The 15,000-nt window shown below is 42.3% G+C and carries 15 protein-coding genes and 1 tRNA gene; 7 read left to right on the plus strand and 9 right to left on the minus strand.

Annotated elements, in window-relative coordinates; translation table 11 throughout:
• Positions 1-152 precede the first annotated feature (152 nt).
• Positions 153-225: transfer RNA gene (locus F8S12_RS00970), tRNA-Ile, on the minus strand.
• Between the two features lie 291 nt (positions 226-516).
• Between F8S12_RS00970 and F8S12_RS00975 the strand changes: the two genes are divergently transcribed.
• Both F8S12_RS00975 and F8S12_RS00980 read left to right on the plus strand, forming a co-directional pair.
• On the plus strand, positions 517-1,218 hold the full coding sequence (locus F8S12_RS00975; protein ID WP_196514365.1) for a hypothetical protein: 702 nt from the start codon (positions 517-519) through the stop codon (positions 1,216-1,218).
• A gap of 131 nt (positions 1,219-1,349) precedes the next feature.
• Positions 1,350-2,744, plus strand: a complete 1,395-nt coding sequence (locus F8S12_RS00980; RefSeq protein WP_196514366.1) for a hemolysin family protein — start codon at positions 1,350-1,352, stop codon at positions 2,742-2,744.
• 46 nt (positions 2,745-2,790) lie between these two features.
• Here the strand turns inward: F8S12_RS00980 and queC are convergent, their stop codons facing one another.
• Positions 2,791-3,468 carry a 7-cyano-7-deazaguanine synthase QueC gene (gene queC, locus F8S12_RS00985; RefSeq protein ID WP_196514367.1) on the minus strand — a complete coding sequence of 226 codons (678 nt, stop codon included), beginning with the start codon at positions 3,466-3,468 and terminating at the stop codon, positions 2,791-2,793.
• 71 nt (positions 3,469-3,539) lie between these two features.
• Here queC and F8S12_RS00990 point away from each other — a divergent pair, with 71 nt between their 5' ends.
• Entirely contained in the window at positions 3,540-3,758 is a 219-nt protein-coding gene (locus F8S12_RS00990; RefSeq protein ID WP_196514368.1) for a hypothetical protein, read from the plus strand.
• 134 nt (positions 3,759-3,892) lie between these two features.
• On the opposite strand, the gene F8S12_RS00995 is transcribed toward F8S12_RS00990, so the two are convergent.
• Both F8S12_RS00995 and F8S12_RS01000 read right to left on the minus strand, forming a co-directional pair.
• The gene (locus tag F8S12_RS00995) at positions 3,893-4,759 is read right to left on the minus strand and encodes an Rpn family recombination-promoting nuclease/putative transposase (protein WP_196514369.1); all 867 of its coding nucleotides are present in this window, start codon (positions 4,757-4,759) and stop codon (positions 3,893-3,895) included.
• 169 nt (positions 4,760-4,928) lie between these two features.
• A complete protein-coding gene (locus tag F8S12_RS01000; protein ID WP_196514370.1) occupies positions 4,929-6,230 on the minus strand; it encodes a dihydrolipoamide acetyltransferase family protein in 1,302 nt (433 codons plus the stop codon).
• 470 nt (positions 6,231-6,700) lie between these two features.
• Here F8S12_RS01000 and F8S12_RS01005 point away from each other — a divergent pair, with 470 nt between their 5' ends.
• Positions 6,701-7,225, plus strand: coding sequence for a hypothetical protein (locus F8S12_RS01005; RefSeq protein ID WP_196514371.1), 525 nt, complete (start codon positions 6,701-6,703; stop codon positions 7,223-7,225).
• Positions 7,226-7,280: 55 nt separating this feature from the next.
• Here F8S12_RS01005 and F8S12_RS01010 read toward each other — a convergent pair whose 3' ends face one another.
• Positions 7,281-7,730, minus strand: coding sequence for a YlqD family protein (locus tag F8S12_RS01010; protein WP_196514379.1), 450 nt, complete (start codon positions 7,728-7,730; stop codon positions 7,281-7,283).
• 41 nt (positions 7,731-7,771) lie between these two features.
• On the minus strand, positions 7,772-9,748 hold the full coding sequence (locus tag F8S12_RS01015) for an AMP-dependent synthetase/ligase (RefSeq protein WP_196514372.1): 1,977 nt from the start codon (positions 9,746-9,748) through the stop codon (positions 7,772-7,774).
• Between the two features lie 256 nt (positions 9,749-10,004).
• On the opposite strand from F8S12_RS01015, the gene F8S12_RS01020 reads away from it, so the two are divergent.
• On the plus strand, positions 10,005-10,250 hold the full coding sequence (locus tag F8S12_RS01020; RefSeq protein WP_196514373.1) for a hypothetical protein: 246 nt from the start codon (positions 10,005-10,007) through the stop codon (positions 10,248-10,250).
• A 120-nt stretch (positions 10,251-10,370) separates the two neighbouring features.
• Here F8S12_RS01020 and F8S12_RS01025 read toward each other — a convergent pair whose 3' ends face one another.
• The 3 genes from F8S12_RS01025 to F8S12_RS01035 all read right to left on the minus strand — a co-directional run bounded on the left by F8S12_RS01025 (position 10,371) and on the right by F8S12_RS01035 (position 13,382).
• On the minus strand, positions 10,371-10,994 hold the full coding sequence (locus F8S12_RS01025) for a hypothetical protein (protein ID WP_196514374.1): 624 nt from the start codon (positions 10,992-10,994) through the stop codon (positions 10,371-10,373).
• Positions 10,995-11,052: 58 nt separating this feature from the next.
• On the minus strand, positions 11,053-11,625 hold the full coding sequence (locus F8S12_RS01030; protein WP_196514375.1) for a Uma2 family endonuclease: 573 nt from the start codon (positions 11,623-11,625) through the stop codon (positions 11,053-11,055).
• 104 nt (positions 11,626-11,729) lie between these two features.
• Complete coding sequence (locus F8S12_RS01035; RefSeq protein ID WP_196514376.1) at positions 11,730-13,382, minus strand: Ppx/GppA phosphatase family protein; 1,653 nt, start codon at positions 13,380-13,382, stop codon at positions 11,730-11,732.
• 288 nt (positions 13,383-13,670) lie between these two features.
• On the opposite strand from F8S12_RS01035, the gene F8S12_RS01040 reads away from it, so the two are divergent.
• Both F8S12_RS01040 and F8S12_RS01045 read left to right on the plus strand, forming a co-directional pair.
• Positions 13,671-14,552 (plus strand): 4-hydroxybenzoate solanesyltransferase, encoded by an 882-nt coding sequence (locus tag F8S12_RS01040; protein WP_196514377.1) that lies wholly within the window; start codon positions 13,671-13,673, stop codon positions 14,550-14,552.
• Between the two features lie 107 nt (positions 14,553-14,659).
• On the plus strand, positions 14,660-15,000 hold a 341-nt coding region (locus F8S12_RS01045), incomplete at its 3' end, for a hypothetical protein (RefSeq protein ID WP_196514378.1).

Here is a 15,000-nt window from a genome sequence, read left to right on the forward strand (position 1 = left end):
ATAAGAGAGTTTTTTCTTTTGACCCTACACCCCACACCCCACACCCTACACCCTAGTTTCGGTCAATGCTCAAGATAATGTAGTATTATTCATGTCCCAGTCATCATTGAGAGCCTGATAAAATAATACATTACTGCTTTTTGATGATTCAGTGCGCCCTGCTGGAATCGAACCAGCCTGAAGGCGAATTATGAGTTCGCTGCCTCCCCAATCGGCCAAAGGCGCTTGTCTTATGTGTTTCGGCTTCCTTTGAGTCAATTAGTTCAACTCTTAGGTCAACTTTATTTGCTAATTTTAGAGTGAGGAAAATAGCTCATGCACTAAGTTTAGCCAATTGTGTGATTATAGCACAAACTTACCACTTGTTAATACTGGACAATAATTTACCAGATTTTTATACTACATAATTTAATCATGAAATAGTGCAAACTAATATTGATTAAGTTCCTTTAAGGATTGAGGTCAAAAGCTTCAATCTTCTTAAGACCAGCATTCTTATGTGATAGCTTGTCAACGATGAAAATAAATTCTACTGTACTTCTTACTTTGATTTTGTTAATCCTGATGTTGGGAGCAGGTTCTGTAAGCGCGTTCTTGGGGTTTGAACTGGGGAGTTCAGCACTTAAAGGCGTTAGCACACCAGATGGGCGTCCCACAACCAAATTTGCCAGCAGTAAGGCAAATAGCTCCCAACAGGGAGGGCTACTGCTATTAAAAGAGCAAGAGATTCTGAAAATTGTCAAGGCGCGAATTGAGGGTAAGACCAAGGCGGCTAAATCGGAAAAGCTAGAGGAAGATGATGAAGAAACCAATAGCAGCAAGCAGAAGCCAGAGGAAAAACCTCCAGAAGTAGTTGAAGAAAAACCCCTACCAGGTTTTCCGGTTATTGCCCAGAGCAAGGGCGTAACCATGACTGTGCAATCTGCTCGCTACTCTGGTGGCGATTTGCTACTGAAAGTAAAAATGCAGAACAAAGGTAAAGATTCTGTGCGCTTCCTATACACTTTTTTAGATGTTACCGATGACAAAGGACGAACCCTGAGTGCTAGTACAGAGGGTTTACCAACAGAATTGCCTGTAAATGGGCCAACATTTACAGGTACGGTGAGCATTCCCACGGCTTTACTTGATGATGTCAAAAAGATATCACTCGCTCTAACTGATTATCCAGCTCAAGAATTGAAGCTTGAGGCATCAAATATTCCTGTAGAAAGGTAGATGGGGCAACTGGAGATTTTAGATTTTAGATTTTAGATTTTAGATTGGGGACTTGGTACTAAGTAATTTACCTAATCCCTAATATCCAAAATTTAATCCAAAATTCAAAATCCAAAATCCAAAATTCAAGAATGGAGGGCGTGAGTTTTACACGAGCTTTGGTGGTGAGTGGTTTTCCTAATTTAATTTGGACAGACGTGGCGCTGCGGTTGTTGTCAGTGCTACTACTGATTGCCATAAATGCCTTTTTTGTGACGGCGGAATTTTCGATGGTGAGCGTGCGGCGATCGCGTATTCACCAGCTAGTTAAGGCTGGGGATATTCCAGCGATCGCTGTGGAGATGCTACAACGTAGTATCGACCGACTGCTATCTACCACTCAGTTAGGCATTACCCTCTCTAGCTTGGCACTGGGATGGATTGGAGAAAGTACGATTGTGGTGCTGGTGAATGCCTGGTTAAAATCCTGGCCTTTACCCAGTGGGATGACTACCTTCATAGCTCATTCTCTATCAATTCCCATCGCCTTTTTCTTAATTGCTTATCTGCAAATTGTGATTGGAGAACTATGTCCCAAATCATTAGCTATGCTGTACTCAGAACAGCTAGCTAGATTTTTGGGGCCTTCGGTAAAAGCGATCGTTCGTTTTTTCAACCCCTTCATTTGGATTCTCAACCAATCAACTCGTTGCTTATTGCGTATTTTTGGTATCCAATACACAGGTCAAGGCTGGAGGCCGCCTGTGACTCCCGAAGAATTGCAACTGATTATCTCTACAGAATGGGGATCTACTGGTTTACAGCGTGCGGAGCGAGAATTGCTCAATAATGTCTTTGAGTTTGGGGATGTCATGGCCCAAGCTGTGATGATCCCCCGTACCAGTATTGTCGCCTTACCAAAAGATGCTACCTTCGATACATTACTCAAGGAAATGGCTTCTACGGGTTACTCTCGGTATCCCGTAATTGGTGAATCTTTAGACGATGTTCGCGGTATTGTTTATTTTAAAGATTTGGCACAACCTCTGGCTGTAGGAAAGCTAAGTTTAGAGACACAGATCCAACCTTGGATGCGTCCCGTCCGATTCGTTCCCGAACACACGCCCTTGAGTGAACTTTTGCCCATGATGCAGCAAGAGAAACCAGCTATGGTCATGGTAGTAAATGAATTTGGCGGTACTGTGGGACTGGTGACAATCAAAGATGTCATTGCCGAAATCATTGGCGACGCCGGCGAACCTGAAAGCAGCGACGACTTGCTGATCCAAATGTTAGATGAGCAGAAATTTTTGGTGCAGGCACAAATCAACCTCGAAGACCTCAACGAAGTTTTGCATCTCGATTTGCCCTTGACAAGAGAATACCAGACACTGGGGGGCTTTTTGATGTATCAGTTACAAAAAATTCCTGCTAAAGGGGAAACCTTCTGTTATCAAAATGTCGAATTCACTATAGTATCAGTTGTTGGGCCACGCCTACATCAAATTCAACTCCGACGCTTGGAAGAGTTAGGAGTTGAGAGTTAAGAATTGAGGAAGTAGAGACGCGATTAATCGCGTCTCTACTCCTAACTCAAGAAGCATAGGCGAGTGGATCAACAAGTCCCAATTCGGCGAAAGCTGCTAGCCGCAAGCGACAAGAATCACACACGCCGCAGGCGACATCACCACCGTTATAGCAAGAACAAGTTAGATTCCAAGGAACTCCCAATTGGTTACCTAGTTGAATGATTTCAGTTTTTTTCAGGTTGATCAGGGGTGCAACAATACTAATTGGTTGTCCCTCACGCCCTTGTTTGGTTCCGAGACGGAATACTTCTTGCATTGCTTGGATATAGTCGGGGCGACAATCAGGATATCCTGAGTAATCTAAGGCGTTGACGCCGATATAGACACATTGTGCTGCGATCGCTTCGGCGTAACCAAGAGCAAAGCTTAAAAAAATTGTATTACGAGCCGGAACATAGGTTACAGGAATATTTTGAGACATTTCATTCAGAGAACGCTCTTGGGGTAAATCAATAGCGTCGTCTGTAAGTGCCGAACCGCCCCATTTTCGTAAGTCAAAATTAACCACTTGATGTTTTACAACCTCAGCTTTTTGACCGACAAGGAGAGCTGATTGTAACTCTCGTCGGTGTCGCTGCTGGTAATCAAAGGAAATAGCATAACATTCACAGCCATCAGCCTTAGCTTTGTACAAAATTGTGGAAGAGTCCAATCCCCCAGATAACAGAATTACAGCTTTCATCTCGGTTGCATATTTTAAATTTCAAATCGCCAAATTACACCTAAACAAAATACTAGCGAGCAACGCCAAAGATGCTCCTGAACTCCTGTGAGTTAGACAATAAAGATATTGAAGTAAAGACCAAACAGCTAGGTTTCTACCGCAATTTAGAGCAAGCTAGACAATGGAATGGAGGATGGTTTTATCCTAGAGAAAACCCCTTGTTACAGGTTTCATTAGAGCAAATGGCAGAATTAAAAGCAGACTATCGTCAAAAAATTGAAGCAGAGGCAACCGAGCAAGGAGCTTAATACGAAAATCTGACTTTTTTTGTAACTAGCAGAAAAGTATGAAGCAAATAGGAGTTTTAATCACAACAACAGAACACGGAGCTTGGTGTGATGCTCCTATCTTTTTTGTACTAGCTTGTAAGTGATTAATCGCTCTAAGTTTCTACTGTATTCAGCCAATTTATCAAATCAGCCTCAGTGGCAAAATCTAGTAATACTTCACCCAAGTTCTCTAACTCAGCTATGGGCAAATTTTGCAGCCGAGATTGTAACTGAGAATTAATTGAACCGAGCCGACGAGTTAGTAAACGCATCACTAGCCTGAGTTCTGATTGTCTTCCTTGTTCAATACCTTGTTCAATACCTTGTTCTCTGCCTTCTTGGAGTCCTTCTTGGAGAATTTCTTGATAAATTGCAGACTCTTTCATATCTTCTCTCCTTAAAAACTGACGAATGAGTTCTGGCTCGAATACCAACCCTGCTAGAAGTTGGGTACATACCGAGATACTTTGCTTTGTAGCTGCTTCTTCAATCTTACTCACCTGATCTGCCACTTGTCGGAGTAAGCTTTGAGGAGAATCTGTTCGCGCCAAAGTTGCCAGAGGCAATAAACCAGGAGATAACAGCAACGGTTCTGGATCTTGTTCCCAGATTCGGATGACGCGGTAACGGTGGGTAGTATTGCGGGCAGTAAATTGATCTATAAATACAGCTTGTGAAGTTGTGGGTTTAAGAAAAATTACTACCTGCTCAATATCGCAGTTGTATTGGCGATACAGCCGCACCCAATAGTCCAACATTCGTAGGGGTAAGGGTGGAGTCGATGCTGGTAATGTTTGAAACTCTAAATGCAGTATTTTATTGGCAGTTTGCAAAAAGGTTACTGAGTCGGCACGGATTGGTTCTTGATTTAATTCTGTTTTGAGAATTTGGATATCCGTTGCCTCAGATGCGAGTAAGTAGCGGATAAAATCTTCTGGATACTGCTCAACTAAATATTTCAGGGTGTTGTCGTATGTCACTGTGGTATTAGCTTAGACATAAACTCATATAGAGACGCAGCAATACCACGTCTCGACATAGTTTGTTCAGAAAAATTTAAGTGTAAGTATTGTTTGTTATTAGCGCTACTCTAAGACAAACTGCTGCTTGCCTATAGCGCTAATGTGTAAATTTGATGACTTTTCAAAACTACATTGTCAAAGATTGAGAATTCGTCTCAATCAATTTTGCTAAATCTTGCAAGAACGCCGCAGCATGGGCACCATAAATAATCCGGTGGTCAGAAGTAATATTGACTTGCATTTGTTGCTGCACGCCAAACAAACCGTCGGCTGTTGCTACTACTTGCGGACGGGATGCCCCGATCGCTAAAATCGAACCTTGTCCAGGCGGTAAAATCGCATCAAATTTATCTACGCCAAACATCCCCAAATTGGACAGGGTAAAAGTACCACTGTTGTATTCTTGGGGCTGTAGTTGTTTTGCCCTCGCACGTTCTACCAAAGACTTCCAAGTCCGCGATAGAGAATAAATATCCACTGCTTCTGCATTTTGCAGCACAGGCGTAATCAATCCGCCATCATCCATCGCCACAGCTACAGCAATGTTGATATCAGAATGATAGACAATGCCCTGGTCTGAGTAGCTGGCATTCAGAAGTGGGTGTTTTTGTAACGTCACCGCTACAGCTTTCGCCAGTAGCGCTGTCATTGTCACGCCTTTGGATTTAATTTGTTTATAAAGTTTGTCTAATCCATCGGTAGTAATTGTATAACCGACCCGGAAGACGGGCACTGATATGGTGGCTACCATGTTCCGCACTACGGCATTTTGGAAGGTAGTTAGAGGCACGATTTGACCAGGAACAGCTGCCACCACGGGTGTGGATGCTGGTGTCCGAGGTGCTGAGGGTGTAACTGGGGCGCTGGTTGCTACAGGTGCTAGTGGGGCAATTGGGGTGGTAGTGGGTTGCTTGCCTTTATTAGACAATGCTTCTACATCTTCGGCGACGATGCGACCGTGGGGGCCACTGCCTTTGAGTGTAGTCAAATCAACTTTGAGTTCTTTGGCTAACTTACGGGCACGGGGTGAAGCTATAAGCCTTCCTTCTTTGTGGTTAGACCCGTTTTGAGACGCTAAGGCAGGTGTTGCAGATGAGGCTGTGGCGGGGATTAATTCAGGGGAAGAGGTACTAGTAGCTGCCACGCCACCAGAATTGGCAAGAGATTTCGCCTGTTCAATTTCAGCTTCCGTTTCGGCGATAAAGGCGATCGCAGATCCTACCGGGGCAGTGTCACCAGCTTGCACTATGATATGTGCCAGAAACCCTTCATAAAAGGTTTCTACATCCATATCTGCCTTATCTGACTCTACAACCACCACTGTTTCGCCTTTTTCCACTTTGTCACCTGGCGATTTCACCCAGGAGACTATTTTGCCTTCGGTCATGGTAGAACTCAGCGCCGGCATAAATACTTCGTGAATGCTCATAGGGTGGTTTAAAAATCAATAATTTATGGACTTTAACAGCTTTTGCCACATCGAATTGTATCTTGGCGGCAGAGTTTTGGATGGAGATTTTATATTTTGGTTGTGGCATTGGGCATTGGGGGAGCAGGGGGAAGTTCCTAACTCTGCCAATTTTAGATTCCTCCTTCAATCCAAAATCCAAAATTCAAAATCTAAAATTGAATGACCCTTGACTCCGGGAACCTAAACATAACTTAGAGGTCTCTAGTATAGAGCTATCCTCAATGATTACTTAATATCTCTTTTTGGTTGTTGAATTTCAAAAACCATCACGAGTTTCTCACAAATCAAATAGGATTGCTACATATACTGATATTCCTCATACCACTGCTTAAGATATGGGAGTTTCTCACAGGTAGAGGATATGGAATGCAGTTAAATCTAGAATTCAAAATTGGTAATAAACCTGTTTGAAATTCCTGTTTAATGTTATGTCGGCAAACTTGAAATTCTTTTTGATTGTGATACTAAGTATCTTTGCCACTGCTGGCGCTGGAGTTTATATTACCCAGCCCCAGCAATCTGTACCGATTATTGAGACTAATGATAGGCAAACTCAGCAGGTGGGAGTAATACATCAGTCTCAAGAGGTTGTGGCATACCCAGAACGTTCCGATTATAAAACTATACCTCTAGAAAGGATCAACTCATCTCTCCAAGGTAGTGATCCTGCTACCCTTGCCCTAAGTGCCTTTGACGATCCAGCATTAGCGGGAGCAACGCGAAAGGTAGAGGTAGCTTATCCGCAACGAAATCATGCCTTAGTGACGATTACGCAAATCAAGCGGAGTGATGATCCAGTTGGTGCAGTTAAATATCGATTTGAGATGACCACTTTTGGGCGATCGCTTTTTATTAGCTCACCTCCAGTATGGCAAATTGTTTGGGCTGGCTCCCAGGTGGAATGTTGGGCTGGCAGCCGCTCCCAAACTAAGTTAAATCACATCTGTCATTAGTCATTGGTCATTGGTCACAAAACAAATGACAACGAACAAATGACTAATGACAAATTTAAATGTCGCCGCGAATTTCTTCTACAATGCCATCGCGCAGAACGATTTCGACCTGCATTTTGCTAATCAGGTTATCTCCGGTTTCTACCCGAAAAAAGCCTTCCATTTGGAATTGGTTGACTTCCTGATCCTGCTGAAGAAACTGTACTTGCTGGAGGTTTTGCAGCAATTGATTTTTCTGCTCTAGAAGTTCACTTTTCTTTTGATTGACTTGGAGTTGGATATTGTCGATTTGTTGGAGGGTCTGGGGGCCGGGTGGTTGCAGACTCTGCTTTTGAATTGCCGCGATCGCTCTTTGTCCTTCGACTTCTAGCTGTTGCAGTTGCTGGTCGATTTGATTGATCTGCGTTTGTAGCTGCTGTTGTACTTCCTCTTTCCAAAGGGGAGTAACAATAACTTTGACGTTAACAACGCGTTTCAGAAGCAAATTAGATTTGGAGACATCCATAAATATTTCACGTTCACTCTTATAGTTAGCAGGTGGAATCATCAGGCAAACATGCCGTCAATAATACCGCGATAGCGTTCCGTAACGACGTGTCGGCGAACTTTTAGTGTTTGTGTCATCAAACCATTTTCGATGGAAAACTGTTCCAGAATGAGTTTGAACGTCCCGATGCGGTCATCCGGTCGATAGCCTGGACGATTTTGCACTTCCCGATTTAATTCTTGCCGATATAAATCCTGGATCATTTTACTCTCCAAGTCAATTTTTTGACTAGATGAGGAAGTAATCTGATCCTTCTGTATATCCAGTGTTAGATTCTGAGTGGCTGCCCATTTTTCTAAAGCTTCGAGATTGGGGACAATTAAGGCTCCCAGGCTGCGCTGATCTTGACCGACGAGCATAATTTGATCGATGTATGGCGATCGCAAACATGCATCTTCAATCGGCTGCGGCTCAATGTTTTCCCCGTTAGTTAATACAATCGTATCCTTCGCCCTGCCAGTCAGCACCAAGTCGTCTTGTGGTGTCAGCCAACCCAAATCGCCGCTATCAAACCAACCTTCAGCATCAATTGCTTTCGCTGTCGCTTCAGGATTTTGATAATAACCTTGCATAATCTGCGGCCCCCTCAACAATACCAAGCCTCGCTTCTCTATTGGTAGAGGCGCTTTTGTCTCAGGGTCTATAATTTTAGCTTCTGTAGCCGGAAGTGGTTGCCCTGATGCACCAATCAAATTCCGCCAAGGACGCCGCACATGGGTAACAGGAGAAGTTTCTGTCAAGCCATAACCTTGCAAAATCTGCACACCAATAATTTCAAAGAAGTTATCTATGTGTCTAGGAAGGGCACCGCCGCCACTAATCATCTGCTTAACTTGTCCTCCTGTGGCTTCCCGCACCTTGGCATAAACCAGTCGTTCTCCCAAGGCATGGAGGGGTAACAAAGCAGATGCTTGTATCCTAGCTGCTAATCGTTCGACGGCTGAGGCATGAAGATTATTTAAACTCAATCCCTGAGCAACTCGCCGCGCTTTGATATATTTTTCGCTAATGCCCAATAAAAAGTTAATTAGGCGTTGCTTATTCGCTGGTTGCTCGCGAAATTGCTTTTGAACTCCTTCATAAATCGATTCCCACAGACGCGGTACACCTACCATGTAGTTGGGTTTAAATTGTCTCAAATCCCCTTTTACAGAGCGTAAGTTGGTATAAACTTGTGTGCAACCTTGAGATAATAAGTAATATTCAACAGTCCGTTCATAGCTATGCCATGAGGGCAGGATACTGAGAACCATATCGCCTGCGTTTGGTTGCAATACTGTCCCAAATGTTGTTACTTGGTGCATCAAATTACTATAAGACAGCATTACACCCTTGGGTTTGCCTGTAGTGCCAGAGGTGTAAATTAGGGTTGCCAGAGCGTCACGATTTTGCTTGACTGGCACAAAATTGTGATTTACTCCAATTTCGATCAACTGTGAAAAGTTCAGCGCCTTTAAGCTTCCTTCTGTTGGTGGTGCTTCATCCGAAAGTAAGATTACCAGTTGAATTGGTAAATCGTTGAGACGGTCTTGCAGTTTTTTAAGTGTTTTTAAATCCTCAACTACCAGTGTCGTACTGCCACTATTAGCTATGATAAACAACAGTTCTTCTTTTTCTGCTTGGGAGCTACGCACTACATCAACTCCTCCAGCAGTCATTATGCCTTGATCAGCAATAAACCAGCGAGGACTGTTGTCAGCAATCAGGGAAATGCGATCGCCTACCTTTACTCTCAACGCCTGCAACCCGGCAGCGAATAGTCGCATTTGCTCTGCTAGCTGGGTATAAGTAATCGCTACCTCTGGTTTAGTATGAGGGCTGCGGAGAGCGACAACATCACCAAATCGCTCAGCTGCCAAAGGCCAAATTTCTGGTAGCGATTCCACTTTTGTGTAATCTACCAACCGCTTTAATGCCTGGCGTTCTCGCTCACTGATGTTAGATAAAAAAGAAGATGCAGGCTGGATTTTTGACATAACACCTTACCTAAATATTGTAAAAAACTGCTTGTTTTTTCAGCTTATTTTGTTATTACGCTACAATAACTCTCCTCATTATCCACATTCCCTTTTGTGTATGATAATTCCCAGAATTCCACGTTTATATTTACAAAACTTTATGTTAAGGTTAATTACATAGATTGTAGACAATAGATTGACTAAACATCAATTTTATACATTGTGCTTACATCTAAAACAGCGATCCCCTATTTTTCTCAGGAGATGATTACCTATGAATTTGATAGACGTTACACTATTAACGCTGCTCAATATTGCTGCTTGCGTTGCTTTCCCGAAACTTGTAGCTATTCTTCTGGCTGATAAAACCAAAGTTACTGAAGTGTTGCCGAATGGTTCTAAATTACAAACAGCCAAAGTCGAACTGACGAGTTTTCCTTATTGTACAGCTTACCCATTGACAGGTAGCCAATATTGTAAATTTAGTCCTGATTTCTGTGCTAAATGTTCTCCGCATTAATGGACTATTTGCCAGTAACAATTTATCGGTATTTGAAGAATAATTCAGAAATAACTCGGAAGCTAAAGTTCTAGTTATTATAAATTGCAGCACTTTTACAAAGTCCGGCTAGTGTCCAAGCTAGTAATTACTATTACTAAGAATTCCTACAAGTACCCTGACTAATTCTTCTAAACCTTCTGGAACGCGATAAAGTTTAGTATCTTCCATAATATGTTTTTCCTGTCTTTGCAATAATCCAAATTTCCAATCATATCCATTAGTAACAGCTCCATATAATATAGAGCTAGGGGAATCTACCCACTGGTCTAGTGCTAGTAATTCTATTGCTAGCTGACTAAATCCTCTTTTTAAATCTGATTGTTTAGCCTCAATAACTAAAAGTGAACTCTGGGAAACTAGATAATAGTCAAATGTACCTTTAAGCTGTTCACTAACATTAACAGTGTACTCAATATAAAGAATAGATTGTGTTTGATCACAAACTTCTACAAGAATCGGAGAAATTAACATTTCTCTAATAGCTATTTCTGCAACTGAATCAAAGATAGAGATATTACGTTTTAGATAGCGATTTAGAAAGTCTAAATATGTTATCTCTCTTAGATAAGTAGGTAGTTCTAGTACCTTCTTTTCATAGCTACAATCAAAATCTGTGAGAATATCTTTGGTTATATAAGGTAGCTCAAAATATTTGCTAAACGTATAACTTTGCCCAGGTTGGATAATCCGTTTAATAGTCATATTCTACTCCCTGGTTTCAGTTCTGATTTTAAGTCTAGCCAAGATACAGCAGAATGATTTATACAGGGAAAAGCTGGTCTACAGTACAGCTAAAACCAGGTAATAGGGGAGAAATTATATTATCACTACTAAATAGGGTTTCTACCAACTTAAGTTGATTTTGTTCGCGCCGATAGACCTCTAGTTTACGCGATCGCCAATCAGCAATCCAATATTCTTTTACTCCTCTGGAAGAATAAAGTTTAAATTTAGCTTCTTTATCTCGTCTTAGGTCTTCCTTACTAGAAGACAAAACTTCGACTACTAAATCTGGTGCGCCAGTTAAATGTCCCGCTTCATCCAATGTTAGCGCCAAGGTTTGCTTAGTAGCCCAAACTACATCAGGAATGACGTTATCTGATTCTGAAAACAAAACGCCGGGGTTGATAACAGCTTCGCCTAAACCAGTAGACTCTGACCAAACATCAAGTTGTCGAAAAATCTTGCCACAAGTTTGCTGATGTTTAAAGTGAGGTGCCCTGGTCATAAATAATTCTCCATCAACTATCTCGTAGCGTGTCCCTTCATTTTCTGGTAACAGGTCTACATCGTAAGTTGTCCAGCGTACTCCTGTATTAAGTATCTGACTCATCGGCTAACTCCTTTAATCTTGCTCTTGTATTTTAATCATAAGGCTAGTATTTAGGTAGTGGTAAATATGTAGGTGCGTTAAACCGTATTAACGCACCATAGTTTTTAGGAAAAACTAGCAACAGTAGACTTTTCTAAATTTGCTACTAATCTTACTCCAAATTCTTCCTCAAACACTCCTTTTTTATAATCTAAATTCCAGAGTTCTAAAGCACAATCATCATCAGCTTTAGATGGGAAAATCATGAGATTACACTGGGACAACTGTGGATAATACTCACATTGCACTTGGGCGATCGCACCAATTTGTCGTCTATCTAATGCCACTGCTAATCTTAAGATTGCACTCAATTGACTAACAATTTGTCGCTGCTCTTTAGTTAGCAAATTCTGATAGGTTTCATGTTTTTTCTTAGGCGGCGATTTGCGATGATAACGCGCTAAACTAGCAATGATTTCAATCTCGGTTTCTGTATAACCGAGTAATTCACCATTGCGAATTAGGTAGTAAGAATGTTTATGGTGAGACGAATGGCTGACATAATGACCGCAATTGTGTAATATCGCAGCTGCCCACAGTAATTGCAGCTCATCTTCTCCCCAGTAGTGTAGTGTACCTTGAGTTTGGTCAAATAAACTCTGAGCAAATGCTGCCACGCGATCGCTAGATTCTAAATTAATGTGGTACTTGTTAGCAAGTTTTAAAACATTGCGTTCCCGAACCGAACTTTGGTAACGCAGCTTATCTTCAATTAAACCGTGTCCCAGCATCCAGTCTACGATTACGCCTTCCCGCAGGGAACGTTCACAAACTGTCACTGACTCAGTACCCAAAAGGGTCATTGCTTCCTGTAATATTACTGCGCCAGCGAGTATAACTTCAGACCGCTTATCTGGCATCCCAGGTATGGCAGCCCTTTCTGAATTACTCAGTTTCCGCAAGCGATTTACCAACTCTCGCAAGTCTTTAAGGCTGAACTGGTAGCCATTGAGAGTGGAAGGAATAACACCCGACTTTTCCCGTGCATGAATCATCGCCAGGGTTTCAATTGTGCCAGATGTACCCACCAAACGCCCAGATTCACCAACTTGTAGCTTTGCTAGTACCTCATCCACGGAACGTTCTAACATACCGTGTGCATAGGCTTGCAAATGCTGAAACTCGGCGTTGCTGATGGGGTCTGTGGTGATTAACTCGCTTGTCAGTCGGACTGCACCGACTTTGGTACTGGTGAGAGTCCGCGGCTCATGACCATCGCCCAAAATTAATTCTGTGGAACCACCGCCAATATCAATAATAATCTGAGGCTGGTTATGAAATTCCATCCCCGACAGCACACCTAAGTAGATTCGTCGCGCTTCTTCTTGACCAGAAATCAAGTCAACGTCTAAACCCAACTCCGTTTCTACTTTGTGCAAAAAATCTTTACCATTAGGGGCTTCGCGTACAGCACTAGTTGCCACTGCAATGATTGTTTCAGTGTTGGTAGTTTTAGCAATTTCTTGAAAGCGTCCTAAAGCAGCGATCGCCTTTTTAATTATCTCTGGTTTGAGTTCCCCTGTAACAATATTGCGATCGCCAAGTCTCACGGTTTCTTTTTCTCTGGCAATAATGCTGAAAGCTGGTAGTGTGGGGTCAATCTTTACCACTACCATATGCAGAGAATTTGTTCCCAGGTCAATGGCAGCAATAATCCGGTGTTGCTTGGCGGGTTGAGTTAAAACGCTCTCCCCGCTAGCCGAAAATAAATTCAGCATCAACTTTTCTCTCTCTATAAGAAATGATGGAAAACGGTGGTATGTCGTGGTAGCTGGCACTGATATTTATTGCAACATACTTGCTCAAACTGAGTCCTGAGTCCTGAGTAAATTAAAAAATACTCAGCCCTCAGTTTGGTCGAAGGTAACTGAGCTAAGTATATTCACCCTAATGCTTCTAACCCCAGTGACTATTTAAAAGTATTTTAAGTTGCCACTTTAGGTTACGTTTTTACAAATATCAAATAACGTTATTCTATAGATGTTCTGTACCTACTTCCTAATCCCATGTTAACGACGCCAGAACACCCCCAAGAACCAATTTGGCTTGTAATTATCCGGCTTTTACGCTGGCATAAACCAGAAGGACGGTTAATTTTAATGATTCCTGCCCTTTGGGCTGTGTTTTTGGCAGCTTCTGGCAAACCGCCTTTACCTCTAGTTGGTGTAATTGTATTGGGTACTCTCGCTACAAGTGCAGCTGGGTGTGTAGTTAATGATTTGTGGGATAGGGATATTGATAAAGAAGTGGATAGAACACGCTCACGCCCCCTTGCTTCTCGCGCCCTATCTGTAAAAGTTGGGATTGTAGTCGCGATAGTATCGCTAGCGTGTGCAGCAGTTCTAGCATTTTATCTTAACCCGTTAAGCTTCTGGTTATCTGTGGCAGCAGTGCCAATAATTCTGCTTTATCCAGGTGCAAAGCGAGTATTTCCTGTGCCGCAACTGGTGCTTTCTATCGCCTGGGGTTTTGCCGTGTTGATTAGCTGGAGTGCAGTCACACAAACCATCTCTCAACCAACTTGGTTACTTTGGGGCGCGACTGTACTATGGACATTGGGATTTGATACTGTTTATGCTATGAGCGACAAGGAAGACGATCAGCGCATTGGTATTAATTCTAGCGCTCTATTTTTTGGTAATTATGCCCCTGTAGCTATTGGAATTTTCTTTGCTGGCACAATTTTGTTATTAGCTTGGTTAGGTGTAGCGATGAATCTTCACCTGACTTTCTGGATTACCCTTGCAATTGCTACTATCGGCTGGGTTTGGCAATCTCTGCGGTTAAGACAGCAAGATTTACCTAACCCTATTTATGGTGAAATGTTCCGGCAAAACGTGTGGATTGGTTTTATCTTACTTGCTGGGATGATTACTGGCTTTTTGTAATTCGTAATTAAGGAATGAATGTCTCACGCAAAGGCGCAAAGGTGCATCTGACACAGACTTGTGATACAGACCTATCTAAGCTGACAGTAGCTGCTTGCTAGGTAATAATGAATCCAGTTCCAAGACTCGTTGATGAGTATCAAAGGTGGATGAACGGAGCTAAAAGACTTGTTAATGAGTATCAAAGGTGGATGAACGGAGCTAAAAGACTCGTTGATGAGTATCAAAGGTGGATGAATGGAGCTAAAAGACTCGTTGATGAGTATCAAAGGTGGATGAATGGAGCTAAAAGACTCGTTAATGAGTATCAAAGGTGGATGAACGGAGCTAAAAGACTCGTTGATGAGTATCAAAGGTGGATGAACGGAGCTAAAAGACTCGTTGATGAGTATCAAAGGTGGATGAATGGAGCTAAAAGACTCGTTAATGAGTATCAAAGGTGGATGAA

The organism is Nostoc sp. WHI (genome assembly GCF_015714725.1).
Lineage (GTDB): Bacteria > Cyanobacteriota > Cyanobacteriia > Cyanobacteriales > Nostocaceae > Nostoc.